The organism is Ciceribacter sichuanensis, from assembly GCF_024055605.1.
Classification (GTDB): Bacteria; Pseudomonadota; Alphaproteobacteria; order Rhizobiales; family Rhizobiaceae; genus Allorhizobium; species Allorhizobium sichuanense.
In genome coordinates this window covers 35,780-61,692 of sequence record NZ_JAMXLX010000009.1, presented here as the reverse complement: position 1 = coordinate 61,692, position 25,913 = coordinate 35,780, and the positions used below count along the sequence as shown (strand labels likewise).

The 25,913-nt window shown below is 62.2% G+C and carries 24 protein-coding genes; 18 read left to right on the top strand and 6 right to left on the bottom strand.

What is annotated here, in order from left to right; translation table 11 throughout:
• Positions 1–33 precede the first annotated feature (33 nt).
• Positions 34–1,152, bottom strand: a complete 1,119-nt coding sequence (locus NBH21_RS21830; protein WP_250915056.1) for a carbohydrate kinase — start codon at positions 1,150–1,152, stop codon at positions 34–36.
• Positions 1,153–1,282: 130 nt separating this feature from the next.
• Between NBH21_RS21830 and NBH21_RS21825 the strand changes: the two genes are divergently transcribed.
• The 5 genes from NBH21_RS21825 (at position 1,283) to NBH21_RS21805 (ending at position 6,196) form a co-directional block, all read left to right on the top strand.
• Positions 1,283–2,251 (top strand): isopenicillin N synthase family dioxygenase, encoded by a 969-nt coding sequence (locus NBH21_RS21825; RefSeq protein ID WP_250915055.1) that lies wholly within the window; start codon positions 1,283–1,285, stop codon positions 2,249–2,251.
• Positions 2,252–2,317: 66 nt separating this feature from the next.
• Positions 2,318–3,355: an ABC transporter substrate-binding protein gene (locus tag NBH21_RS21820; RefSeq protein WP_250915054.1), complete on the top strand. Its 1,038-nt coding sequence runs from the start codon at positions 2,318–2,320 to the stop codon at positions 3,353–3,355.
• A gap of 141 nt (positions 3,356–3,496) precedes the next feature.
• Positions 3,497–4,555 (top strand): ABC transporter ATP-binding protein, encoded by a 1,059-nt coding sequence (locus NBH21_RS21815; RefSeq protein ID WP_250915053.1) that lies wholly within the window; start codon positions 3,497–3,499, stop codon positions 4,553–4,555.
• Positions 4,552–5,412 (top strand): ABC transporter permease, encoded by an 861-nt coding sequence (locus NBH21_RS21810; RefSeq protein ID WP_250915052.1) that lies wholly within the window; start codon positions 4,552–4,554, stop codon positions 5,410–5,412. The genes NBH21_RS21815 and NBH21_RS21810 overlap by 4 nt, the downstream gene beginning before the upstream one ends.
• Position 5,413: 1 nt before the next feature.
• A complete protein-coding gene (locus tag NBH21_RS21805) occupies positions 5,414–6,196 on the top strand; it encodes an ABC transporter permease (protein WP_250915051.1) in 783 nt (260 codons plus the stop codon).
• A gap of 59 nt (positions 6,197–6,255) precedes the next feature.
• On the opposite strand, the gene NBH21_RS21800 is transcribed toward NBH21_RS21805, so the two are convergent.
• The 4 genes from NBH21_RS21800 to cysP form a co-directional block, all read right to left on the bottom strand.
• Positions 6,256–7,293 (bottom strand): sulfate/molybdate ABC transporter ATP-binding protein, encoded by a 1,038-nt coding sequence (locus NBH21_RS21800; RefSeq protein ID WP_250915050.1) that lies wholly within the window; start codon positions 7,291–7,293, stop codon positions 6,256–6,258.
• Complete coding sequence (cysW, locus tag NBH21_RS21795) at positions 7,290–8,177, bottom strand: sulfate ABC transporter permease subunit CysW (protein ID WP_250915049.1); 888 nt, start codon at positions 8,175–8,177, stop codon at positions 7,290–7,292. The genes NBH21_RS21800 and cysW overlap by 4 nt, the downstream gene beginning before the upstream one ends.
• 3 nt (positions 8,178–8,180) lie before the next feature.
• A complete protein-coding gene (cysT, locus tag NBH21_RS21790) occupies positions 8,181–9,002 on the bottom strand; it encodes a sulfate ABC transporter permease subunit CysT (protein WP_250915048.1) in 822 nt (273 codons plus the stop codon).
• A 74-nt stretch (positions 9,003–9,076) separates the two neighbouring features.
• Positions 9,077–10,078: a thiosulfate ABC transporter substrate-binding protein CysP gene (gene cysP / locus NBH21_RS21785; RefSeq protein WP_250915047.1), complete on the bottom strand. Its 1,002-nt coding sequence runs from the start codon at positions 10,076–10,078 to the stop codon at positions 9,077–9,079.
• Between the two features lie 363 nt (positions 10,079–10,441).
• Between cysP and NBH21_RS21780 the strand changes: the two genes are divergently transcribed.
• From NBH21_RS21780 to NBH21_RS21740, 9 genes are all read left to right on the top strand, one after another.
• The gene (locus NBH21_RS21780) at positions 10,442–10,972 is read left to right on the top strand and encodes an RNA polymerase sigma factor (RefSeq protein WP_250915046.1); all 531 of its coding nucleotides are present in this window, start codon (positions 10,442–10,444) and stop codon (positions 10,970–10,972) included.
• Between the two features lie 79 nt (positions 10,973–11,051).
• A complete protein-coding gene (locus NBH21_RS21775; protein WP_250915045.1) occupies positions 11,052–11,984 on the top strand; it encodes a FecR family protein in 933 nt (310 codons plus the stop codon).
• A gap of 111 nt (positions 11,985–12,095) precedes the next feature.
• Entirely contained in the window at positions 12,096–14,546 is a 2,451-nt protein-coding gene (locus NBH21_RS21770; RefSeq protein ID WP_250915044.1) for a TonB-dependent siderophore receptor, read from the top strand.
• Positions 14,547–14,567: 21 nt separating this feature from the next.
• The gene (locus NBH21_RS26185) at positions 14,568–15,455 is read left to right on the top strand and encodes a siderophore-interacting protein (RefSeq protein WP_250915043.1); all 888 of its coding nucleotides are present in this window, start codon (positions 14,568–14,570) and stop codon (positions 15,453–15,455) included.
• The gene (locus NBH21_RS21760) at positions 15,452–16,492 is read left to right on the top strand and encodes a FecCD family ABC transporter permease (protein WP_250915042.1); all 1,041 of its coding nucleotides are present in this window, start codon (positions 15,452–15,454) and stop codon (positions 16,490–16,492) included. Before NBH21_RS26185 ends, NBH21_RS21760 begins: the two co-directional genes overlap by 4 nt.
• Positions 16,489–17,541: a FecCD family ABC transporter permease gene (locus NBH21_RS21755; RefSeq protein WP_250915041.1), complete on the top strand. Its 1,053-nt coding sequence runs from the start codon at positions 16,489–16,491 to the stop codon at positions 17,539–17,541. The genes NBH21_RS21760 and NBH21_RS21755 overlap by 4 nt, the downstream gene beginning before the upstream one ends.
• 4 nt (positions 17,542–17,545) lie before the next feature.
• Positions 17,546–18,382: an ABC transporter ATP-binding protein gene (locus NBH21_RS21750; protein WP_250915040.1), complete on the top strand. Its 837-nt coding sequence runs from the start codon at positions 17,546–17,548 to the stop codon at positions 18,380–18,382.
• Positions 18,379–19,350: an ABC transporter substrate-binding protein gene (locus NBH21_RS21745; RefSeq protein ID WP_250915039.1), complete on the top strand. Its 972-nt coding sequence runs from the start codon at positions 18,379–18,381 to the stop codon at positions 19,348–19,350. The genes NBH21_RS21750 and NBH21_RS21745 overlap by 4 nt, the downstream gene beginning before the upstream one ends.
• Positions 19,351–19,508: 158 nt before the next feature.
• Positions 19,509–20,066: a TetR/AcrR family transcriptional regulator gene (locus NBH21_RS21740; protein ID WP_250915038.1), complete on the top strand. Its 558-nt coding sequence runs from the start codon at positions 19,509–19,511 to the stop codon at positions 20,064–20,066.
• Between the two features lie 45 nt (positions 20,067–20,111).
• Here the strand turns inward: NBH21_RS21740 and NBH21_RS21735 are convergent, their stop codons facing one another.
• Positions 20,112–21,437 (bottom strand): CapA family protein, encoded by a 1,326-nt coding sequence (locus NBH21_RS21735; RefSeq protein WP_250915037.1) that lies wholly within the window; start codon positions 21,435–21,437, stop codon positions 20,112–20,114.
• Between the two features lie 392 nt (positions 21,438–21,829).
• On the opposite strand from NBH21_RS21735, the gene NBH21_RS21730 reads away from it, so the two are divergent.
• Genes NBH21_RS21730 through NBH21_RS21715 form a run of 4 tightly spaced genes read left to right on the top strand, consistent with a single transcriptional unit; the run spans position 21,830 to position 25,823 of the window.
• Positions 21,830–22,795: an NAD(P)-dependent oxidoreductase gene (locus tag NBH21_RS21730; RefSeq protein ID WP_250915036.1), complete on the top strand. Its 966-nt coding sequence runs from the start codon at positions 21,830–21,832 to the stop codon at positions 22,793–22,795.
• A 16-nt stretch (positions 22,796–22,811) separates the two neighbouring features.
• On the top strand, positions 22,812–23,306 hold the full coding sequence (locus NBH21_RS21725) for a tripartite tricarboxylate transporter TctB family protein (protein WP_250915035.1): 495 nt from the start codon (positions 22,812–22,814) through the stop codon (positions 23,304–23,306).
• Positions 23,303–24,820 (top strand): tripartite tricarboxylate transporter permease, encoded by a 1,518-nt coding sequence (locus tag NBH21_RS21720; RefSeq protein ID WP_250915034.1) that lies wholly within the window; start codon positions 23,303–23,305, stop codon positions 24,818–24,820. The genes NBH21_RS21725 and NBH21_RS21720 overlap by 4 nt, the downstream gene beginning before the upstream one ends.
• Positions 24,821–24,839: 19 nt before the next feature.
• Positions 24,840–25,823, top strand: a complete 984-nt coding sequence (locus NBH21_RS21715) for a Bug family tripartite tricarboxylate transporter substrate binding protein (RefSeq protein WP_250915033.1) — start codon at positions 24,840–24,842, stop codon at positions 25,821–25,823.
• The last annotated feature ends 90 nt before the right edge of the window (positions 25,824–25,913 follow it).

Here is a 25,913-nt window from a genome sequence, read left to right as displayed (position 1 = left end):
GATTTCAGATGTTCCTTTCAGTATGCAGGCGCGTCAGTCTTCGAGGCGATGAAGGTTCGCCTCGATGAAATGCGCCGAAAGTGCTGGATGAACGCTGGTGGTGCATTCGGTGGTAAGCGTGCCCATGAGGCTGCCGATGCGGGCCGCGCGGACGATATCGTCGCCGGAAATGATCCGGTTGAGCGTCGCCGCGATCATCGCGTCGCCGGCGCCGGTCATGTCGACCGGTCGGGCCGGCACGGCTGCGAAGCTCGCAATCCCGTCCTGCGCGGCAACGGCAACACCAGTGGAACCGAGCGTGACCACGGCTTCCGTGGCGCCCGCAGCCTGAAGCGCCCGCGCGGCGTCGCGCGCCTCGTCCAGCGAAACGCCGGATGCCGGCAGATGCCGTCCGAGGAAGGCGTAGGCTTCGCCGATGTTCATGAAGATGATATCGACGCCGGAAAGGTCCTTCGGCAGCCGGGCGACCTTCGGTGTCGAAACGGCATCGATCGCGAGCCTGGCGCGCGAACCGCGCTTGCGCACGATCAGCGCTTCGAGGGTTTCGGCCGGAAGGTTGCAGTCTGCGAAAATCCAGGTGGCCGAGCCGATATGCGACCAGACGCGGTCAAGCACAGCCGGCTGGAACTCCTCGAAGATGGCCATGTCTGCAAGACCGAAGCGCAAAGCGCCGGTCGATTCCAGCAGCGCCACGTATTCGGCGGTGCGGCCCTTGTCACTGATCTGCACCTGGCTGACATCGACGCCACGCTCGCGCAGATGGCCGAGAATCTCCCGGCCCGGCTCGTCATTGCCGATGATCGAGATGAAGCTCGTTTCCGTGCCGAGCAGGGCAAGGTTTTCCGTCACGTTGCGGGCGACGCCACCGCTGGTGCGCGATCCCTGAACGGGATTGGAGGTATCCTCCACCAGCGGATCGAGTGCGCGATACTTGCGGTCGAAGACGGCACCGCCAAGGCAGGCAACACGCCGGACAGCCGGCAGCACATAGCCGCGACCGAGAATGTAGCCCTTCTGAATGAGCTGGACGATATGTGCGGCAACGGTGGAGCGCGCCAGCCCCATCATGGTGGCGATCTCCTGCTGCCCGGCAAAGGGATTGGCCTTCACCAGCTCCAGAACCGCGCGTTCCTGCTCTCCGAGTTCTTCCATCCTTGCCCGACCGCGTTTTTCGAAAAATTGCTGCTATCGGGATATGGACAACAACAGATGTTTTTGTCAACATCTGTTTACAAAAGGAGCAACGATCAAGATCGCTCCATGCCAGAGGGAAATCGTCGTCATGCAGCGTGAGACAACGCCACAGGTCTCTGAACAGACCATTCCGGTCATCGATGTCGCTCCGTTCATCGCGAGAGCCGAAGGCGCTTCCGAGGTGGTTTGCCAGCTCGAAACGGCGGCTCGCGACACCGGCTTCTTCCTCGTCACCGGCCATGGCGTCTCACCGGAAATCACAAAGCGGCTCTACGATCTCGCCCGTTCGTTCTTCGATTTCCCGCAGGAATGGAAAGTGACACAGGGCCGGACCACGGATCTCGACGGCGGCGTCGCATTCTCGCCCATCGCGGACGAGGCGCTTGCCGCAACGCTCGGCATCAAGACCCCCGGCGACTACAAGGAAAGCCTGAACTTCGGCCCCCGTCTCAAGGGTGGCGCTTGGCCCGACCAGCCGGCCGGGCTTCGGCAGGCCTTCATCGACTATTTCGGCGAAATGGAACGGCTGGCATTTCATCTCCGCCGGGCATTCTGCGCGGCAATCGGCCTGCCGGCCGAATACTTCGAGCCTTCGTTCGTCGATCACCTCTCGGCACTTCGGGTCATCAACTATCCGGAGCAGGAAGAAACGCCCCTGCCCGGCCAGATGCGCGCCGGCATGCATACGGATTACGGCTTCATGACTATCCTGCGCTCGGAAGCGTCCCCCGGCGGACTTCAGGTCCAGCGCCGCGACGGAGCGTGGCTGGATGCACCCAATATCGAAGGCGCCTATGTGGTCAACATCGGCGACGCCTTCATGCGCTGGACGAATGACGAATGGGTCTCGACGCCGCATCGGGTGGCAAACCCGCCCGGCGACCGCAAGGGCAGCGCACGGCGCCAGTCCATTCCCTTTTTCCTGAACCCGAACGCCGGAACCGTGATCGAATGCCTCGAGCCGTTCACCCGGGACGGCAAGGCCGCGAAATACCAGCCGATCACCTACGGCGAATACATCGCGCTGAAGACCAGCCAGGCCTTCTCGAAGTCCTGACGGAAAGAGCAACACAAGACCCGCATACGCATGCACTGAACGATTTGAACAACAAGGGGAACTGAAATGACGAATTTGACGAGACGCCAGACGCTTTCGGCGATGGCGGGACTTTCCGCCGCCGCCATGTTCGGCCTGCCGGCGCGCGCTCAGGAAAAGACCCTGGTGGTGCCGACGCTGGGCGGCGCCTGGGAACAGTTCTGGCGCACAACGCTCGCCCCGGCCTTCACGGCCAAGAGCGGAGCCGCGGTAACGCTCGACGCCGGCAATGGCCGCGTCTGGAGCGCCAACCTGCGCGCCGCCGGCGTCGACAAGCCGCCCTATTCGTTCCTGATGACCAATGAGGCCTTCGCCAACAGCCTGCGCAAGGAGGGCTTCTTCGAAAAGCTCGATCTCACCAAGCTGCCGAACTACGCCGACCTCTATCCGCTCGCCAAGAAGACCGACGGCTGGGGCGCAGTCGCCATGGTGTCGCCGATCGGCCTTGCCTACCGCACGGACCTCGTATCGACGCCGCCGAAGGGCTGGAAGGATCTGTGGAACAACCCGGAATTCAAGGGTCGCATCGGCCTCTACAACTTCGCCAATACCGCCGGCAAGATGGAGCTGATGCTCTTCTCCAAGATCTTCGGCAAGGACCAGTATGACGTCGACGCAGGCTTCAAGGCGCTCGAAAACCTCGGCCCCGTGATCCAGGCGGACTTCAACCTCTCCACCGGCATCGCCGCCGGTGAATTCGTCGTCGCCCCCTTCGACTTCGGCGAAGTTGCTCGCCTGCGCAAGCAGGGTCTGCCGATCGATATCGTCGTGCCGGAGGAAGGCATGCTGATGTTCGACCAGACGCTCAACATCCTCGTCAACGCGCCGGAGAAGGAACTCGCCTACGAATACGCGAACTTCATGCTGTCGCCGGAAGCCCAGACGCTGCTGATGAAGGAATTCTTCGTCTCGCCGACCAATGCCAAGGTCGTGGTTCCCGATGACCTGAAGGCCGACGTTCCGATCTCGGGCGCCCAGATGGACAATATCCTGACCTGGGACTGGGAATTCATGAACGGCAAGCAGGCCGAATTCGCCGAGACCTGGGCAAAGACCGTCAAGTAATCTTGCCGGAAGGGCGGGTGGTACGGCAGCGTATCCCCGTCCCCATGCATGCCAGGCCGGCAATCCCTCCGCCGGCCTGGATTTTCGACATCGAGGCATGCCTGCGCTTTTTCTCGTGGGCCACAGGGAAAGTTGAACACCATGACAGAGGTTAGCATCGAGCGGCTGACCAAGGACTACGGCAGCTCACGCGCCGTGGACGGGATCTCCATCCGCATCGGCGAAGGCGAGTTCGTGTCGCTGCTGGGACCATCCGGTTGCGGCAAGACCACGACGCTGAAGATGATCGCCGGTTTCGAGGATGTCTCAAGCGGCGCGATCCGCTTCGACGGCAAGGATGTCGTGCATGTTCCCGCCGAAAAGCGCGATATCGGCATGGTGTTCCAGAACTACGCGCTGTTTCCGCACATGACGGTTGCCGGCAATCTCGCCTTCGGGCTGGAGATGCGCAAGGTGCCGAAGGCCGAGATGCGCGACCGCATCGCAAAGGTGCTCGACATGGTGCAGCTGTCGAGCCATGCCGACCGCTATCCTCGCCAGCTTTCCGGCGGCCAGCAGCAGCGTGTGGCGCTTGCTCGCGCGCTGGTCATCGAGCCGAAGATCCTGCTGCTCGACGAACCGCTCGCCAATCTCGACGCCAAGCTGCGCGAGGAAATGCGCGTCTTCATCCGCGACATCCAGCGCCGCGTCGGCATCACCACCGTCTACGTCACCCACGATCAGGCCGAGGCGATGACCATGTCCGACCGCGTTGTCGTCATGTTCGGCGGACGGATCGCCCAGTGCGGCAGCCCTTCGGATATCTATGAGCGTCCCGCCAGCACCGAGGTGGCGAAATTCGTCGGTCAGGTCAACCTCCTGCCAGCAACGGTCGAGACGGTTGCTGGCGATGGCCGCTACGGTGTGAAGAGCGCGCTCGGCCCGGCCGAAATCGCCTGCGACCGCGCGTTGAAACAGGGAGAGACGATAACCCTTGCAGTCCGCCCAGAAGGTATCGAGATCGCCACGTCGGGCGAAGGGACTGCGGCGACCGTCCTGTCCAGCTACTATTCCGGCAGCCTCATGGATTATCGCCTGAAGCTAGATGGCGGCACCGAAATCGACGTGCAGACCTTCCCGCGCCACCGTTTCGCCGATGGCGAACGGGTGAAGCTGACCGTCCCCTCCGATCGCTATTGGGTATTGGAGGCCGGCGCATGACGGAGGCAGGTTTCAGACGTCACGCACCGCTTCTCCTGATCGCACCCGCCGCAATCCTGCTCTTCGTCTTCATCGTGCTGCCCTATCTCACCATCGTCGTGATGAGCTTTCGCACGCCGGGACAGGGTGCGCCCTATGGCGAAGGCTATACGCTGGCGAACTACATTCGCTTCCTGTCCGACAGCTTCTACATCGGACAGACGCTGAACACGCTGATGATCGGCTTCATCTGCACCATCGTCTGTCTCGTGCTCGGCTTCCCCGTTGCCTGGCAGCTTGCCCGCGGCACCTCGCGTTTTCGCGGCCTCGCCTATGGCATCGTGCTATCGCCACTTCTGGTCGGCATCGTCATCCGCAGCTATGGCTGGACAATCCTGCTCGGCAATAACGGCGTCATCAACCGTACGCTGATGAACCTCGGCATCGTCGATCGCCCGGTCGGCCTGATGTACAACACGCTCGGTATCGTCATCGCGCTGTCCCACGTCTTCCTGCCCTTCATGATCCTGCCGATCATGAACGCCATCCAGGGCATCGATCCCTCGCTGGAATCGGCCGCTCGTTCGCTCGGCGCATCGAAGACGACCATCTTCCGGCGCATCGTCCTTCCGCTCGCCATGCCCGGCATCCAGGCCGGCTGCATCCTGACCTTCGTCCTGTCGCTGTCAGCCTATGTGACGCCTTCCCTGATTGGCGGCTCCAAGGTGAAGACCATGGCGGTCTCGGTCGTCGATGCGCTGGTCGACACCTTCCAGTGGCCCTTCGGCTCTGCACTGGCCCTTGGCCTCGCCGTCACCGGCGGCCTGATCGTCGTTGCCTTCTCGCTGGCGACCCGCATGAAATGGAAGGCGAACTGACATGTCCAAGCGCTTCTTCACCGTCTATTGCCTGTTCATCTACGTCTTCCTGCTGGCGCCGATCCTCGTGGTCGTCGGCGCCTCGTTCAACGCCGGCGCCTTTCTCACCTTTCCGCCGCAGGGCCTGTCGCTGAAATGGTACAACGTCTTCTTCCATAACGAGGTCTTCCTCCGGGCGATCAAGACGTCACTGTGGGTAGCCGCCGTGTCGACGGTGATCTCCGGCGTCATCGGCACCATGGCGGCGATCTATTTCGTGCAGTTCGCCGGCCGGCTGAAGGAAGTGGTGCGGATTACCATGATGGCGCCGCTGCTTCTTCCCGAAGTGCTGACCGCCATTGCACTGCTGTTCTTCGTCTATACGATCGGCATCGGAACCCAGACCATGTTCGCCATGATCGTCGGGCACGTGCTGATTACCCTGCCCTTCGTGTTCATCAACGTTTCCACATCGCTTGAAAGCTATGATACGGCATGGAGCATGGCGGCCCGCAGCCTTGGCGCCGGAGCGTTCACCCGCTTCCGCCGCATCATGCTGCCGCTCATCAAGCCGGGCGTCATCGGCGGCTGCCTCTTCGCCTTCATCATCTCCTTCGACATCTTCACCATCTCGTTCATGCTGAAGAGCGTCGGGACGGCGACGCTGCCGATCCAGCTTTACGACTACCTGCGCACCAACTTCACGCCGGAAGCAGCCGCGGTCTCCACAATCTCGGTCGTGCTGACGCTGGTCGTCGTGGTGGTGACGGAGAAGTTCCTCGGCCTCAGGATCCACCGCTTCTGATGGCCTTGACGCTCCGGCGACGCCCGAAACCGGGCGTCATTTCTGCTCGGCCAACAGACCTAACCGCGAACGGCGACCGGGAAAACACGGTGATTGGCGATGCGGATCGAGCCGTTTTGCCCCTGCGCGACATCGGTCATCGAGGGAACGCGCACTTCGAAGTGTTCGCCTGTCGGCGTGCTGACGAGAAGATTGCGCTCGCCCGGCCTGTCCATGACCCGGTTGACGGTGACCGGAATGCCGTCAGTTTCAGAGGAAGACCAGGTGGCATCGGAGGGACGGAAGAACACCTCCGCCGGACCATCCGGTACGCCTGCGGCCTCCAGCGAAGTCGTGCCTTTCAGCACCACACCGCCGGCGACCTCTGCCGTAAACACGTTGGTATCGCCGAGGAACCGCATGACGAATGCCGAATTCGGGCTTCGGCAGATATCCGTCGGGCTTGCCTCCTGCACGATCCGGCCTTCGTTCAGGATGACCACCCGGTCAGCAAGATCGAGCGCCTCTTCCTGATCATGCGTAACGAAAAGGGTGGTGATACCGAGCTGGTCGTGGATTTCACGAAGCCATTTCCTGAGATCGCGGCGCACCTTGGCATCGAGCGCCCCGAACGGCTCGTCGAGCAGCAGCACCTTCGGATCGACGGCGAGCGCGCGGGCTAGCGCCACGCGCTGACGCTGGCCACCGGAAATCTGGCTCGGAAAGCGGCCGCCCAACCCCTTGAGCCGCACCAGTCCCAGGAGTTCCTCGACCCGGGCATCGATCTCCCGCCGGCTGCGCTTCTTCGCCCGCGCCGTCGTCATGCCGAACGCAATGTTCTCGGCAAGCGTCATATGCGGGAAGAGCGCGTAGTGCTGGAAAACGAAGCCGACGCCACGGTCGCGAACCGGGATGCCCGTCGCATCCTGATCGCCGAAATGGATGGTGCCGCCATCGGCAAATTCGAGGCCCGCGACCATGCGCAGGATCGTGGTCTTGCCGGAACCGGAGGGACCGAGCAACGCCACGAGTTCGCCGCTGGCGATATCCAGCGAGACACCGTGCACGGCGCGGAAGGTGTCGAAGGTCTTGACGATGTTATCGAGCTGAATTCTCACGCGCTCTGCTCCTTGACGGTTTCGGCAGCGGGAGCGGCAACACCCCTGCGGCTTGCGCCATGACGCTCAAGCAGAGCCTTGGCAATGATGGTGATGACGGCGATGACGGCCAGAATGGAGGCGGCGGCGAATGCACCGGCTGTCTGGTAATCGTGATAGAGCAGTTCGATATGCAGCGGCAGCGTGTTCGTCTGGCCGCGGATATTGCCCGACACCACCGATACCGCGCCGAACTCGCCCACGACGCGCGCGTTGCACAGCACGACGCCATAGAGCAGCGCCCATTTCACGTTGGGAAGCGTCACCCGTAGAAAGGTTCGGAAACCGGAAGCGCCGAGCGACGTCGCGGCCTCCTCGAGATCCCGTCCCTGCGCCTGCATCAACGGGATCAACTCGCGCGCGACAAACGGCGCCGTCACAAACATCGAGGCCAGCACGATGCCCGGAAGCGCGAAAAGCACCTTGATGCCGGCATCCTGAAGCATCGGCCCGAACAGTCCCTGAAGACCGTAGACGAAGAGATAGCAGACGCCGGCGACGATCGGGGAAATGGAGAAGGGTATCTCAATCACCACGATCAGCAGGCGGCGCAGCCGGAAATCGAACTTGGTAATCGCCCATGCCGCACAGACACCGAAGGCCGTATTCAACGGCACTGCGATCAGGGCTGTCAGGACGGTCATCATGATGGCGCTGCGCGTATCCGGATGATTGACGGCAGCCCAGTAGACACCGGCCCCCTTCGAGAAAGCCTCCATGCCGATCACGATCAGCGGCGCGAGGATGAAGAAAGCACCGATGACGAGCACGATACCGATCAGGGTCCGGCGAACCGCAGGTGTGTCGCCGACGCGTGTGGGACGGGCGTTGGGAGAGTGTGACATCGCTCAGCCCCTCTCGGCATAGCGCAATGCACGGTTCTGCAGCGCATTGGTGACGGCAAGCATGACGAATGCCGTGATGAGAAGGACTGAGGCAATCGCCGCCGCCGCCTGATAATCATATTCCTCGAGGCGGATGAAGACGAGCAGCGCGGTGATTTCGGTATGGAACGGCTGGTTGCCGGCGATGAAGATGATCGCGCCGAACTCGCCAAGGCTACGGGCGAAGGAAAGCGACACGCCGGCTAGCAGCGCCGGCTTCAGCAACGGCAGGATGACGCAGGAAAACACTTCCCTGTCCGTCCCGCCAAGCGACTGGGCAGCTTCTTCAAGTGCCGGATCGATCTCTTCCAGCACCGGCTGGACCGTGCGGACGATGAACGGCAGGCTGGTGAAGGCCATGGCAATCACGATACCGATAGGCGTGTAGGCGACCTGTATCCCGAGCGGATCGAGAAAGCCTCCGAACCAGCCGCCCGGCGCAAACAGCGTCGTCAGCGAAATGCCGGCAACGGCGGTCGGAAGCGCGAAGGGCAGGTCGACAATCGCATCGACGATCCGGCGTCCGGGAAACCGGTAGCGCGACAACACCCAGGCAAGCGCCAGTCCGAAGAACAGGTTGAAGGTGGTCGCCACCGCCGCACAGAGAACAGTGACGCGATAGCTGGCAACGGCCCGCGGAGACGAGATGATTGCCCAGTAGTCATACGGGCCAAGGCTCGCCGCCTTGAAGACCAGCGCAATCAGCGGCAGGACGATGATCAGCGCGACATAGAACAGCGTCACGCCGAGCGACAGATGGAAACCGGGCAGGACGCGATGTTTCAAACGACAGCCTCTTCGAACATAAAATAAGCCCGGCGGCCGAAGCCGCCGGGTGAATAAAAGGTTTGGCGTTTTCCTTAACGCTGCCCGTAAAGCTCGTCCAGCAGGCCGCCCGAGGCGAAATGCGTTTTCTGGATATCGCTCCAGGAACCGAAGACATCCTCGACCTTGGCAAGTTCGACCGGCGGGAACTCGCTCTTGAATGCCGCGCTGACCTCGGGATCGTTCACCCGGTTGCCGTTTTCGGCAAGGATGCGCTGACCTTCCGGCGTGTAGAGGAAGTCGAGATAGGCCTTGGCCAGATCACGCGTTCCACGCGCATCGACAACCTTGTCGACGATGGCGACCGGAAACTCGGCCAGCAGGCTGGAAGGCGGGGTTACGGCTTCGAGCTTGTCCTTGCCGAATTCCTTCACGATGCCGCGCGTCTCGGCTTCGAAGGTGACGAGCACGTCGCCGACATTACGCTCCACAAAGGTCGTGGTGGCGGCGCGTCCCCCGGTGTCGAACACCGGAACATTATTTAACAGCTTGGTGATGAATTCCTTCACCTTGGCCTCGTCGCCACCATAGGCCTTCTTCGCGAAGGCGGTCGCGGCCAGATAGGTGTAGCGGGCGTTGCCTGACGTTTTCGGGTTCGGGAAGATCACCTTGACGTCGTCACGGACGAGATCGTCCCAGTTCTTGATGTTCTTCGGGTTACCCGCACGGACGACGAAGGCCGGGAAGGAGTAATAAGGCGAAGCGTTGTTTGGGAAATTCCTCTGCCAATCGGTGGAAACGAAACCACCCTTGGCCAGCGTTTCGACGTCCGTCACCTGATTGAACGTGACGACATCGGCTTCAAGACCTTCGAGGATCGAGCGCGCCTGCTTGGAAGAGCCAGCATGCGACTGATCTACAACCACATCCTTGCCGGTATCAGCCTTGTACTTCGGCACGAAGGCCTCATTCACGGCGACAAACAGTTCACGCGAGATATCGTAGGACGCGTTGAGAATCTTGTCTTCGGCCCGCGCGAGCGACGTGCCTGCAAGCACTGCCGCCACCGCAATCGAAAGCCTGAAAATACGCTTCATGAAACAAACCCCGGCAAAATGTTGATGCTGAAACAAAGGTATCGGCCGGGAGAAGGCAAAACGAGGCGATAACAGGTCGCGTGTTCGGCGAAAGCCGAAATGATTTTCCGCAACTAACAGCACATGTGGCAGAGATTTCCGGCGGGCGCTGTCCCGTCGCTCCACAGGGCTTCCATTATTACGAATTTGCCCATGCAGACCACGATCGGCGTTTCCGCATGTCGCATCCAACGCAGCGCAATATAATATGATAAATATACTCACCTTATCTTGCGCCGATGGCTCCACATATGCCAGTGTCCAGCCACCGCAGGAACGCGCGGACGCGGTGGCAAGGGGGTTGTAGAGCGTGGAGAAGGTGCTTTGACGTCGGGGAGCGAGACATCCGGCAAGGATCTGCTCGATCGCGCCATCGAAGCCTATTACGACGACCTGCGAAACGCCGTCGGCAAACGCGGCATACCACAGGTTCACGCGACGGAAGTCGTGCACGACCTTTATGTGGCGCTGTCGCGACACCCTGAAAGCCTGGAAGGCAAGACTTCCCTTCGCGCATTCCTGATCCGCGCCGCCGTCAACCTCTGTATCGACCGCGGCCGTCGCGTCGCCTTCGAAAACCGCCTTTTCACCCTGCTGGATGCACAGGCGCTTGCCGTGCCCATGCGGTCGTTCACGGTCTACAGCCGCATCGATCTCCGCAAGCGCATCCTCGTATTGAAGAACGCGATCGCCGAACTGCCGCACCAGTGCCGCATCGTCTTCATCGCCTATCGCATCGGCGGATTGAGCAAGGATGAAATCGCATCAAGCCTCGGCATCAAGCGTCGCATGGTCGACCGCCACATCCGCAACGCCCTGCTGTCATGCCTCGAAAAAACGCAATCGCTGGACTGATGGACCGCAACGGCTCCGTCAATCGTCTATGAAAATAGGCGAGCATTTGGAAGCGCTTGTACTGCGGGGAGATAGAGACATGCCGGAAGATATTCGGGAACAGGCAGTCGACTGGGCGATCCGGCTGCATGACGGCGATCTCTCCGATGCCGAGCGGCAGGCGCTCGACCAATGGCTAGACCGCTGCCCCGATCACGCCAGGGCGCTGGACGTCGCCCGGGAGCTCATGGGCGATGCCGGTCGCGCCCTGGCAGACGACCCGGATTTCACCCGCCGCCTTGTCCGTTCAACGCGCAAGTCCGGTCGTACGATTATTGCTCTTGCCTTTGTCGCCGCGCTCGCGGGCGGCGGCTTTTTCCTTGGCGGCGGTCCGCTGATGCTTCAGGCCGATGTGATTTCGGCGAGCAACGAAATGCCCGTGGTCAGGCTTCCCGATGGCTCGCGCGTCCACCTGAACGGCAAGAGCGCCATCGCGGAGCATTTCACCGCCACGGATCGGCGCATCGTGCTCCTGGAAGGTGAGGTCTTCTTCGAGGTGGAAAAGGATGCCACGCGGCCCTTTATCGTCGAAGCCGGCGCAGGACGCATCGAAGTGACGGGAACCGCATTCAACGTCAACCTGCTTGACGGCGGCACCGAGGTGGTGGTCACGGATCACACCGTCGCCGTGGCCGGTAAGGCATCCGGACGGCCGACCCGCATCGAGGCCGGCCAGAAGCTCTTCTATGACCGCAGTGGTGTTGTCGGATCGGTCGAGGCCGTGCCATCCGGCCTTGAAGTGCCGTGGCGTTCCGGCCGCCTGATCTTCGAAAACCGGCCGCTGGCGACCGTGGTGGAGGAAATCTTCCGTCACATTCCGGGCAAGGTGGTGGTTGCCCGCAGGTCGGTGGCCGAGAAAAGGATCAGCGGCTCCTTCGACATATCGAACCCGCAGGAAGCACTTGCAAGCTTCGGAGAAATCTTCGGCGTTCGGATCGTGAAGGCCGGAAATCTGATGACACTGATTTACTGACAAAAAAACTCAGGTATCGACAGCCTCGAATGACACCCCCGTTCGTCTTTCCATTCGAAGCCCCCTTACGGCCATGCCGGCCGGGGGGTGTCGAACAGGAGAGGGAAGTTCATGCAAGGAAAGTCCGGCGCGGCGCGTCGTCCAAATATGTCGGGTTCAAGCGCGCTCGCATTTCTTGTCGCATCTGGTCTCGCCATGGGTGGCGTTTCCGCAACACCACAGCCGGCGATAGCGCAGGAAGCCGCAAGCGCCTTCGATATTCCGGCCGGGCCGCTTTCCACAGCGCTCAACAGGGTTGCCGCGCAGAGCGGACTTCATATCGGCTTCGAGAGTTCGGCGGTCGAGGGGACAACGACCGCCGACCTCAAGGGCCAGTACTCGGCGGAAAACGCACTCGGTTCCCTTCTCGCCGGAACCGGGCTGATCTACCGCTTCACCAATCCGAAAACCGTCACCGTCAGCGCTGCGGCAACACCGGACAGCACGAACAATCTGTCGAGCGGCAGCAGCACCGAGCTTGAGGCGATCGTCGTCAACGGCGGCAGCGGCGGCGTCATCCAGGCGGACGGTTATGTCGGCACCAGCAGCGCGACCGGAGCCAAGACGGACACGCCTTTTGTCGAGACGCCCCAGTCCATCTCTTCCGTCACCGAAAAGCAATTGCAGGACCGCAATCCGCAAAACCTGCTCGACGCCATTTCCTATACGCCCGGCGCACGCGTCAACGCTTACGGCACCGACCCGCGCTTCGATTCCTTCTTCGTGCGCGGCTTCAACGTGACGAATACCGGCGTCTTTCGCGACAACCTGAGGCAACCCGCCAGCGGTTACGGCATCTTCATCACGGAGCCCTATGGCCTTGAGGGCGTATCCATCCTGCGCGGCCCGTCCTCCGCGCTTTACGGCGCAACCGGCGCCGGCGGTCTTTACAACGTCATCACCAAGCGGCCGACCGAAGAGGCCGAGCACGAGGTTCAGTTCCAGCTCGGCACCGACCAGCGCTACCAGGGCCAGTTCGACTTCTCCAGCCCGGTGAATGACGAAGATCCGTTCTATTACCGCCTCACCGGTCTCGGTCGCGTCGGCGATACGGAATTCGATGCTGTTTCCGACGACCGGACCTATATCGCCCCGGCCTTCACCTGGAAGCCGGACGAGGATACCAAGCTCACCGTTCTCGGCGAATATTCCCGCTCGAAGAGCGGCGGCAACCCAGCCTATTACAACGACACCTACGGCCATGTGAGCGAATTCGAAGCCGGCGATCCGGCCTTCAACGCGCTCGATCACCAGCAGGCCCGCATCGGCTGGGAATTCGAACATTCCTTCGATGAAGTCTTCACCTTCCGCCAAAACGCCCGCTATTCCTGGCAGGATATCGACGCCAAGTATGTCTATGCCTATAATGGTGCGCAGCATGCACTGGACTCCGCACTCGTCGACCGCGGCTCTGGCAATGAACAGCAGCGTCTCGATGCCTTCGTGATCGACAACCAGCTGGGGGCGCAGTTCTCCACGGGTCCGATCGACCACGTTCTGCTCGGCGGCGTCGATTTCACCTGGAGCAAGTATCGCCTGCTTGCCGGTTATGGCAGCGTCGATCCGCTGAATACGCTGGTCCCGAACTACGGCAGCTACATCGCCACGCCCGACCTGACCTCACGGACCGACCAGCGTCAGTTCCAGACCGGCATCTACCTTCAGGACCAGCTTCGCTACGATGCATGGACCCTGACCGTCGGCGGACGCTACGACTGGGTGTCGACGAAGACGGACAACACGGATCTGACGACCAGCACCAAATCCTCGTCCGAGCAGGATGAAGGACAGTTTTCCGGCCGCGTAGGCTTGACCTACGAGACCGAATTCGGCTTCGTGCCCTATGCCAGCCTGTCCACCGCGTTTTCGCCGAACATCGGCTACAACTCGACCACGGACGCACCGTTCAAGTCGACCACCAGTACGCAGGAAGAAGTCGGCGTCAAATATTTCCTGCCCGATACCAACGTGATGCTGTCGGCATCGGTCTTCAATATCGACCAGCGAAACGGCCTCTTCTACACCGTCATCGACGGGGTCAACACGCAGGTCCAGCGCGGCAAGCTGCGTTCGCAGGGCGTGGAGCTGGAAGCGGTGGCGAGCCTCGACAACGGCCTCTCCTTTGCGGCGTCCTACACCTATACCGACCTTCGCATTCTCGAGGGCACGGCAGGAACGGTGGACAATTTCGTCTCCAGCGTGCCGTTCAATATGGCCTCGCTCTGGGCGCATTATCAGCTGCCCGAGGGCACCCCGTTTTATGGCTTCGCCGTAGGCGCCGGCGCGCGCTTCATCGGCACGAGCTACGGCGATGACAAGAACTCCATCGTCAACGGATCCCGCGTTCTGTTCGATGCGTCGCTGAGCTACGACTTCGCAGCCATCGACCAGAAATACGAGGGCCTGAGCCTGCAGGTGAACGCGACCAACGTGTTCAACCGTCGCGATACGACGTGCACGTCGGGCTATTGCTACCTCGATCCGGGCCGCACGGTCATCGGCACGTTGAAATACACCTGGTAAGCAGCAGAGGAGTAGGCTCTAGTGGGCAGGACGTTTTTCAATCTCTCGGTCAAGGAGCGCCGGCTCCTGAGCCCCGGCATGGTGCGCGTCACGTTCGCGGGAGAGGAACTCTCCGAGTTTTCCTCGACCGGCATCGGCGACGAATACCTTCGGCTCTTCTTCCCGAACGAGGAGAGTGGAGAGGTCGTCCTGCCCATCATCGACGATGAGGGCCGCTGGACCTATCAGGAGGGCAAGCCTCCGGTCCGGTGCGCCACTTATACCGTCCGGCGCTTTTGCCCGGATGAACGCGAACTGGATATCGACTTCGTCGTCCACGAAGGCGGAGTGGCGGGTACATGGGCGCAATCCGCAGCACCGGGCAATCCGATGACTATCAACCGGCCGCGCGGGCTCTACGAACTCCCGGAGGACGCCGCATGGCAGCTGCTGATGGCCGATGCCACCGGCATTCCCGCCCTCGCCCGGCTTCTGGAGGATACGCCGCCCCACATCACCAGCCGGATCGTCATCGAGATCGCCGCCGCCGAACACCGGCAACCCCTGCCGGATCATCCGGGAGCAACCGTCACATGGCTTGAGGCAAGCGGCAATGGCATCTCACCCAGCCGGCTCGAAGCCGCATTCCGGGCGATGAACCTGCCATCCACCCCGGGTTACATCTGGGTCGCTGCGGAACAGAAGCCGGTGCGCGCAATCCGCAAGCATGTGCGCCAGACGCTGAAGATGCCGGCCGAGCGCTACAGGCTGGTCGCCTACTGGATCGAGGCAAAGCAGGAATGGGACGCAGGCTGGAATGCCTTGCCGAGCGCCGTGCGTGAGGAGATCGAGGCGGCATGGCAATCCGGGCGCGACGCCGAAGAGGTTCGCGACGAGGTCGAAGCGAAGCTGGAGACCTTCAATCTTTGACACCTGCGTCATCGACCTACGTCCAGACGCGAAAACCCTCGCGCATCGGACGCCCCGGCATCATGGCCGGGGCGATCGTGTTTCTGGCCATCGTCATCTTCGCAAGCCTTGCCGTGGGCAAGGGCGGCGTTTCGGCGTCGATGGCAATGAACGCCATATTCTCCCCCACCAACCTCTCCGATGCCGAAGCAGCCCTGATGGAACTGCGCGTGCCTCGCACATTGCTTGCGACACTGGCGGGTGCAGCCCTCGGCGTCTCCGGTGCCATCATGCAGGCGGTAACACGCAACCCCCTCTCCGACCCCGGCATTCTTGGCATCAATACGGGAGCGGCCCTCGCCATAGTGCTCGGCACCGGCTTTCTTGGCATTGACGGCAGCTACGGCCCGGCCTGGCTCGCCATATCCGGCGCGGCACTCACGGCCATCCTCGTTCATGCGATAGGCTTTGCCGGCTCGCGGGAAGCGGCGCCCGTCCGCCTGACGCTCGCGGGCGTCGCCATCACCGCGATGCTCGGCGGCATCGTCACCGCCATCCTGCTGCTCGATCCCGTGAAATTCGACCGCATCCGCGGCTGGAACACCGGCGCGCTCTCGGGCGCCGACGTCAATGTGATGCTGCCGATTGCTCCCTTCATCGCCGCAGGCCTCCTGTTTGCGGCCCTTAATACGCGCTCACTCAATGCGCTCGCGCTCGGCGAGGATGTCGCCCGCGCCATGGGTGCGAATGTAACCTCGGCCCGCCTTGTCGGTGGATTGGCTGCCACCTTGCTGGCTGCGACCGCGACCGCCGGAGCCGGCCCGATCCCCTTCATCGGCCTGATGGTTCCCCATCTTGTCCGTGGTGTCGCCCGCGCCGATCAGCGCTGGACGTTCGCCTTTGCCCTCGTTCTATCCCCCGCCCTCCTGCTTACCGCGGATATTCTGGGCCGAGTGCTTCTTCGATCCGGAGAAATACCGGCCGGCATCGTCATGGCGGTCATCGGCGTGCCCGTTTTTATCCTTCTCGTTGGCAGGGAAAAGGGCGTGCGGTCATGAGCGACAGCCGCCCCATGCGCCGGCCAACCATCACCCTCCGGCTGTTTGAAGAGCGGATTTCCGCAAGGCTCGAAATTCGCCCGTTCGTGATCGGTGGCCTGCTCCTCCTGACGGCCCTTGCAATAGCCCTCATCGATCTTTCGCTGGGAGCCTATTCCACCCCTCTGCCGCACGTCCTGAATACCTTACTCGGAGGGGCAGATGAAAAGCTGACGATGGTGATTTTCGAATGGCGCATGCCGAGAATTGCAGCGGCCCTGCTTTTCGGAGCGGCACTGGGTATCAGCGGTGCCATCTTCCAGTCCCTGACCCGTAACCCGCTGGGCAGCCCCGATGTGATCGGCATTGACGCCGGCGCGTTCACCGGGGTGTTGGTCACCATCACGTTCTTCGGCTCCGCCTCCTGGCAATTCGCACTCGGAGCCCTGTGCGGCAGCGTGACCGCGGCCGGAACGGTTTTCGTGGTATCCCGCGGGACCACGGGGCTGCGGTTCATTTTGACCGGGGTCGGCATCGGCATTGCGCTGACCGCGATAAACACATGGTTCCTTTCCACCGCACGGCTGGAAGCAGCCATGTCCGCAGCCGATTGGGGCGCCGGCGCTCTCGACGGCATCGAAGCCGGCTGGCTGCTTCCGGTCGCGTTCACCCTTTGCGCGCTCATCGTTCTCGCCATGGCCTTGCAACGCGCCGTTAGCACCATGGAACTCGGCGGCGATGTGGCACTCGCCCTCGGCGTTCCCGTTGACGCGATCCGGCTCGCCATGCTTCTGACCGGCGGCGCCCTGACGACAATCGTCACCGCATCTGCCGGCCCTATCGGCTTCGTCGCACTCGCCGCGCCGCAACTCGCACGCATGCTGGCCGGGACGCCAGGACTGTCGCTGCCGCTCTCGGCTGCAATGGGAGCGGTTCTGCTGACAATCGGCGATCTCATAGCCGCCAACGCCTTCGCACCGGGGCGACTGCCGGTGGGCGTGGTCACCTTCTCCGGCGGCGGAGCCTATCTTCTCTGGCTTCTGGCCTGCAGGCGCCACTCTCGAAAGTGATTTCATGACCGCAGGAAACGACAACATCCCTGAACGTGGCCTCTCCACAAGCGCGATCACGCTTGCCTATCGCGACCGACCGATCATCCGCGATCTCGACATCGCGATTGCTGAAGGATCCTTTTCCGTCATCGTCGGAGCCAATGGCAGCGGCAAATCCACGCTCCTCAAGGCGCTCGCCCGCCTGCTGAAACCGGAAACCGGAAGCGTGCTGCTGGACGGACAGGCCATAACCACGCTCCCCTCGGTAGAGATTGCCCGACGCATAGGCCTCCTGCCCCAGACCGCGGAAGCACCCGAGGGTATCACGGTTGCCGATCTCGTCGCGCGCGGCCGTTATCCGCACCAGACCTTCTTCCGCCAGTGGAGCAGACAGGACGAAACAGTGGTCGCGGCGGCGATGCAGGCCGCCGGCATTGCCGAACTGGCGGACCGGGCGGTCGATACGCTTTCCGGAGGGCAGTGCCAGCGGGCCTGGATCGCCATGGTGCTCGCCCAGGAAACGCCGATCCTGCTGCTCGACGAGCCCACGACCTTTCTCGATATGGCTCATCAGGCCGATCTTCTCGATCTCCTGCAGCACCTGAACACCGACATGGGGCGAACGGTGATTGCCGTTCTGCATGACCTCAACCAGGCCTTTCGCTATGCGACCCACATCATCGCCATGCGCGAAGGCACCGTGGTTGCGGAGGGTCGGCCGGCGGATGTCGTGACGGAAGAGATGCTGGAAAAGGTCTTCGACCTGCCCTGCATGATCATCGCAGACCCGGTTACCGGCACGCCGCACGTCATTCCGCGCAGTCGCCGTCGGCCCATGAACGGGACCGATGCCGCATGACCGGCTCCTCCGTGTTTCGCCGGGCTCTCGCGTTGCTCGTTTTCCTCTTGGTGTCATCGGCCAATGTCATGGCCCAGTCCTTTCCGGTCACCATGCACCACGCGCTCGGCGAAACAACGATCACTTCTCAACCCAGACGGATCGTCTCCCTCGGCCTCAACGATCAGGATTTCCTCTATGCCCTCGGCATTTCTCCGGTTGGAGTGCGGGAATGGTGGGGAAGGAAGCCATTCGCGACATGGCCCTGGGCCGAGCCGTTGCGGCGGAAGCTCGGCGCGGCACCGGAAGTAATGACCGGGCGCAGGATCGATCCGGAATGGGTTCTGTCGCTTGCGCCCGACCTGATCGTCGCCACCTATGCCGATCTCGACGAGACGACCTACCGGAAGCTCTCACGCATCGCCCCGGTCATCGCTTCGCCGGAAGGCTACCTCCCATGGGGGGCGCCATGGCAGGTGCAATTGCGGCAACTCGACATGGCCACGTCAGGCAGCACGGAAAGGGCCGATGCGATCATCGCCGGCATCCAGCGGCAGATCACCGGAATTCGCGCCGATCATCCGGAGTTCTCTAGCAGTTCCGGCAGCTTTGCCGATATCCGCAATGGCCAGATCGTTCTTTGGGGAGCCAACACTTCGCCGGGTCGCTTCCTCGCCGATCTCGGTTTCGTGCTGCCGGACAGGCTGTCTGCATTGGCGGATGACGCGGGATGGATCAGGCTCAGCCTCGAGCAGGCACCACTGCTCGATCTCGATACGGTGATCTGGCCAAACGGACAGCGCGAGCGGATCGAGGCCATGAGAAGTTATCGCAATCAGCGCCTTTCGAAGGAGAAGCGCTCCATCTGGCTGGAGTCCGACAGCGATCTTTCCGCCGCGCTCTGGTTTCAGTCACCGCTTTCGCTCGATTTCGTGCTAGAGAGGATCATCCCCCTTCTCGCCGACGCTCTTTCCCCCGCAGGAAACTGACCGACCCGAACGGGATGGGTGACGGCGCCTCCGCGACGTCGATCACGGGTCAAAGTTGAATTATTTTCCGCATTACCTCTAGAAGATAGTATTTTATTTCTTCATTCGAACGCGCACTTTCAGCGAGAATGAGACAGACCGTTCTACCTCGGAGGCCCATGCGAAACCACATCCTGAAAGTCGCCGAAAGACTATTTTACGACGAGGGTATCCGGGCAATCGGGATCGATCGCATCGTGGCCGAAGCGGATATCGCGAAGGCCACCCTCTATCGCCATTTCCCTGCGAAGACGGATCTCGTCGCGGCCTATCTCAAGGCGCGCAACCAGCGTGTGCTGGAGGCAATGGGCCAGGTCGCGACCGCGGATAAGGCCTCGCCGGTAGAGCGCATCCGCGCCATTTTCCGTAATCTTCACGAGAAGGCGGACACGCCGTCGTTCCGGGGCTGCGCCTTCATGCTGGCGCTGGCAGAGAGCGAAGGCACGCCTGAGGTCGTCGCCATTGCGCGCGAGCACAAAAACGTCGTCAGGCAGATCCTTCTGGAACTCTGTCGGGATTTTGCGCGGGAGCCGGAACGCCTCTCGAAGCGCATCGCGCTCTGTTATGAGGGTGCGCTGGCGACCATCGCAGTCGACCGCGATCCGGGCGCGGCACAGGTTGCGCTCGATATCGTCAACAGCCTTATCGAGGCCGATGGCACAACACCCGAGCCGTGACGCAAAGGCCCCTCGGCGGCAAGCCGAAGGGCCGTTTTCCGGCAATCAGGCCGGCAGAACGTCGATGAAGCCATCGGCTTCGTTATAGACGATCCGCGTACCGTAGGCTTTGCTCATCTCCGCCACGGACGCCGCGATCTCGCGTGCAAGTTCGGGGCCGGCAATGGCCGGCAGGCCGCGTTCGGAGGGCCGCTTGCGGTTTAGATCGAGGTCGATCGCCTTCAGCCGAACCTTCACACCGTCGTTCTCGACATCGCAGATTGCAACGCAGGAATTGGAGAAACGGCGGTCGCCATAAAAGCCGATCGCGTTGCCGTCCGCGTCACGCGCACGTGACATATGCAGGTCGGACGGCAGGGAATCCTTGGTGAAACCATAGGATTCGTACATTTCCGGCGTCATCTTCTGCATGCCGGCCTCGAATTCCATCAGCAGGCTGCCGAGCGAGTAGAAGATCGGCTTGCCCTTGTAGAACTCGATGCCGCGCAGCATGTGCGGGCCGTGCCCGATCACCATGGTTGCACCGGCGTCGATGGCGCGGCGAGCGAAGTCCTCAAGGAACGGCGCAGGGCGCGGCGAATACCAGTTTTCCTCGGTTCCCTCATGCGCATGCAGGCTGAGCAGCACGCATTCAGAACGGTTGGCCGCATCCCGGATGTTGGCGAGAATGGCCTTCGCATCCCGCTCGTTGTAATGGTAGCGAATATAGGCGCGGTCGCCGCGTTCGAACTGCAGCGAACCCTCGAACACCGAGCCGAAAGGCAGGCGATCCGCACCCGGATCCGGCATGATCTCGATATCCATCACTTCCTTGCGGCCGGCGGAGATGCCCAGCATTTCGTCGATGCGTCGAAGCTGCTGGAACTCCTCTTCCGGCAGCACATAGGCCCGGCCCCAGCGCAGCGGGTTGAGACCCGCGCGAGCGGGAATGCCCGTACCGGCCGTTGAGGCGGCAAACTCGGCGGAACGTGTCGTGCTCGTCGAAATCAGCGAGATGCGTCCCTCGGACGTATCGAGGAAATGCGGAAGCCGTGCCTCTTCGAGGCTGCGGCCGATACCGCTGTGAATGATCCCGCGTTCCTCACAAGCCTCGATCGTATCCAGAACGCCCTGCGGTCCGAAATCGCCGGTGTGGTTGTTGGCAAACGAGAGCATGTTGACACCGATCGACGTCAGTTCGTCGACGGCCTCGATGCCGACCGCGGTCATGAAGCGCCGCGGCGCCGGGGCAGTACCATAGGCCGGGCAGATGAATTCCGCATTGGAGAAAGTCGCATCGGATTCCTCCAGGATCGACAGGAGTTTCGGATCGAGCCTTTCGGCAAGGTTCCCGCCGGAAAACAGGGCATCACCGGTCGCAACCACACGCATTTCTCATCTCCTAAACTGATAATTCCGAACCCCGGCCGCAATCGGCCTGGCAGCGGCAGCCCCGGTCGGCGAGCGATCTCTTTTCGCACGCGTCAAGGGGCGGGCCGGACCCTAATACGATGGTGCGACGCAGCACAAGCCCACCATCCCCGGCATGCGCGAGAGCCCGCTTCCCGCAGTGGTAGCGCATCTTTCCCGCCCTCCCGCAGAAGAAGGCTCTGAAAAGCAAACAAATCGAGTTACCGGAGAAATTTTCCTAATATCACAAGATTGGAGGAAAATGCTTTCTTAAACTCCAGCGCGCCGTCCGATAGCTATTTTGGAAAAATATTTTCGAGTGACGAACCTCCGGGAGGGAGCAGGACGTCACCCAAGGGCCGGAGCATCCAGACATGACATTCCCTGCCGCATCGTTCCGGCCAGTGATCGCCTGCAACCTCGATCCGGAACAGGTCGAACGACTTCGCGCGCATCACAGCCAGCCCGTCGTCATCCCTTACAGCGAGACCGTACCCGTGTGGGAAGTGCCGGAAGAGGCCGATTTCCTCTTCACCTTCTTCAAGGGCTGGGCAAATGCGCCGAAGCAGAAGCCGGCCGGCTGGCCGCATCGCCTGAAATGGGTGCAGATCGCTTCCGCTGGTATTGATGCTTTCCCCGACTGGATCTTCGAGGCGCCGCTGGTAACCACCGGCCGCGGCATCTCCGCCGAAGCCATCGCCGAATATGTCATCGCGTCCGTCTTCGCCCATGAGAAGCATCTCTTCGATGATCTGCTCGTCGGCTCCGCCGACGCCTGGCAGAGGCGGACGCTTAATCTCGTATCCGGCAAGACCATCGGCTTCTATGGCTTCGGCGCGATTGCCCGCCGTACCGCGGAGAAGGCCCGTGCTCTGGGAATGCAGGTCGCAGCCACCCGGCGAGGCCCCGCCGGTGAAGGCGACGGCATACGCTGGTTCTCCGACCTCGCCAGCATGGCCGCCGAGGTGGACCATCTCATCCTCGCCGTGCCGCTGACCGCTGAAACCCGCCGCTCGGTCGATGCCGGCGTGTTGGCCGCAGCGCGCCCCGGTCTTCACCTCGTCAACGTCTGCCGTGGCGAGGTTATCGATGACGATGCATTGCTCGCAGCGCTCGACAACGGGCAGCTCTCGGCCGCGACACTCGATGTCACCGCACCGGAGCCCCTGCCGGCCGGACACGTCTTCTACACCCATCCGAAAATCCGGCTGACCCCGCATATCTCCTGGACTTCCGAGGACAATGCGGCGCGCATCGCAGCCAAGCTGCACGGCAATCTCGATCGCTTTCTGGCCGGCGAACCGCTGGAAGATACCGTCGTCGCCGGCCGCGGCTATTAAGGGAAGGATCTCGACCGTGACGGCCGAAAACCACCAGACCGACACCACCCATCGCCAGCTCGGCCCGTTCTGCATCATCGTTGGCGCCGCCGCCCTGTGGATCGCGCGCGACTATGAGACCGGCACCTTCGTCGCCATGGGACCCGGCTTCTTCCCCAAGACCGTTTCCATGCTGCTGATCGCGCTCGGCGCCTTCATTCTTCTCGTTGGCGGCCGGGATCTTCCCGCCGATGACGAGCAGGACGCGCCAGTCCGCGGCCACAATATCGCCGATGTGCTGAGAGTGATCGGCTGCGTCACTGGCTCGATCATCATTTTCGGCCTGACGCTGAAGCCCTTCGGCCTGCCGGTCGCAAGCTTCCTCATGGTCGTTCTTGCAAGCTTCGCCCGCAAGAGGGCAAGCATCGCGCAGACGCTCGCAGCCGCGGTTGCACTTGCCGTCTTCGCCACGCTGCTTTTCCCGCTGGCCCTTGGGCTGCAAATCCCCGTTCTGCCGGAGTTCGTTAGATGATCGACGGCGTTGACGTCTTCAGTGGCATCACTATCGGGCTCGGCGTCGCCCTGACACCGACCAATATCGCCTTCTGCCTGATCGGCTGCCTGGTCGGTACGCTGGTCGGCGTTCTGCCGGGCCTCGGCCCGACGGCCACGATCGCGATCCTTCTGCCCATGACCTTCGGGCTCGATCCGGTAACCGGCCTCATCACGCTCGCCGGCATCTATTACGGCGCGCAATACGGCGGTTCGACCACCTCGATCCTGCTAAGGCTACCGGGAGAAGCATCATCGGTCGTCACCGCGCTCGACGGTCATGCGATGACCCGCAACGGACGTGGCGGGGCTGCTCTCACCATCGCAGCGGTTGCCTCGTTCTTCGCCGGCACCGTCGCAACCTTCTTCATGGCCGCCTTCGCGCCGGTTCTTGCGAGCGCCGTGCTGAAATTCGGTGCGCCGGAATATTTCATGCTGATGTTCCTCGGGCTCATCACCTCGGTGGTGCTGGCGCAGGGTTCGGTGCTCAGAGCCGTCACCATGATCGTGCTCGGCCTGCTTCTCGGCCTCGCCGGCACCGACATCAATTCCGGCCAGTATCGCTATGACTTCGGCTTCTTCGAACTCCTGAACGGCGTTCCCTTCGTGCCCCTCGTCGTCGGCCTGTTCGGCGTCGCGGATATCCTTGTGACGCTGGAGCGGGTCGCAAGGGACGAAGCCCCACCGGTCATCAACCGGATCAGCAGCCTTTGGCCGACCCGTGAAGAAGTGAAGCAGGCAACCCCCGCCACGGTGCGCGGCACCATCATCGGCATGGTTCTCGGCCTTCTTCCGGGCGGCGGCGCATTGCTGTCCTCCTTCCTCGCCTATACCACCGAGAAGCGGTTCTCCCGCACGCCGGAAGCCTTCGGCACCGGCCTGCCGCAGGGCGTGGCCGCTCCGGAATCGGCCAACAATGCCGGCGCCCAGACGGCCTTCCTGCCGCTGCTGACCCTCGGCATTCCGTCAAACGCCATCATGGCGCTGATGGTCGGAGCCATGATGGTGCACGGCATCGTTCCCGGCCCCAAGATCATCACCAGCCAGCCCGACCTGTTCTGGGGCCTGATCGCCAGCATGTGGGTAGGTAACCTGATGCTGCTCGTCATCAACCTGCCGCTGGTCGGCATCTGGGTGCAGCTCCTCAAGATCCGCTACCAGTTCATGTTCCCGACGATCCTCGTCGTCTCCATCGTCGGCATCTACGGCGTCGAATTCACCACCTTCGATGTCTACCTCACCGCCATCTTCGGCCTGCTCGGCTATTTCATCCACAAGTGGAAGTGCGAACCGGCCCCGCTGGTGCTTGCCTTCGTGCTCGGGCCGATGATGGAGGAATATTTCCGCCGTTCCATGCTGGTCGGACGCGGCAACCCGATGATCTTCATCGAGCACCCGATCAGCCTCACCATGCTCGTCGTCACGGTCCTGCTGATCGCCAGCATGTTCTTACCCTTCATCCAGAAATTCCGGCAAAAGGCCTTTGCCGAATAACGCCGAAAAGGATCTCGACATGACCTTCAACCTGACAAGACGGACCTTCCTTGCCGCAACCGCGCTGGTGTCCGGTAGCGCCCTTGCCGGACGTTCGGCCTTTGCCGATACCTTCCCGTCGCGCAAGATCGACTACATCATCCCCTACAACGCCGGCGGCATGAGCGATAACCTCTCGCGCCTGATCGGGGAAAGACTGACGACCGCGACCGGCCAGCAGGTCATCAACGACTACAAGCCAGGCGCCGGCGGCGCGATCGGCGCCAACTACTTCATGGGCACGCCGGCTGACGGCTACACCCTGCTGCAGTCCACCAACAGCTTCTACGGCATCATTCCCTTCGTCACCAAGGTTCAGTACAAGCCGCTGACGGATCTGGTGCCCCTGGTCCTGATCGGTGACGCGCCGATGGTCATCGCCGTCAATCCTTCCGTGCCGGTCAAGTCGCTGCCGGAACTCATCGCGTACGCCAAGGAGAACCCGGGCAAGCTCGCCTACGGCACCTCCGGCAAGGGCACGGTCGGCCACCTCAGCGGCGAATGGCTGCAGAAGGCCGCCGGCATCGAACTGCTGCACATCCCCTACAACGGCGCTCCCGCCGCCCTGCAGGCCGTTCTCGGCAACGAAGCCCAGGTCTTCTTCGGTCCGGAAGCCGCACAGCACATCACTGCCGGCACCCTGACCGGCATCGCCGTGCTCGGCGACAAGCGCTGGGACAAGCTGCCCGACCTGCAGAGCACCGCCGAAGGCGGCCTGACCGGCTGGGCTCCGCGCAGCTGGCACACCATCTCCATCCAGGCTTCCGTTCCCGATGACGTCAGGCAGCAGCTGAATACCCTGATCAACAGTGTTTTGGAACAGCCCGACGTCCGCGAGAAGATCATCAGCTTCGGCCTCATCCCCGGCATCGAAACGCTGGAGCAGGTTGCCCAGCGCGCCAAGGACGACGCCGAACAGTTCGGCGGACTGATCCGCGACGCGGGCCTGGCAATCGCCAACTGATCTGATACAGGACGGGCGGCAACACTGCCGCCCGTCTCCTTCCTGCCGCCCATCCCCATCCTCATGAAGGCTCCTCCGGGATGCGGCCAA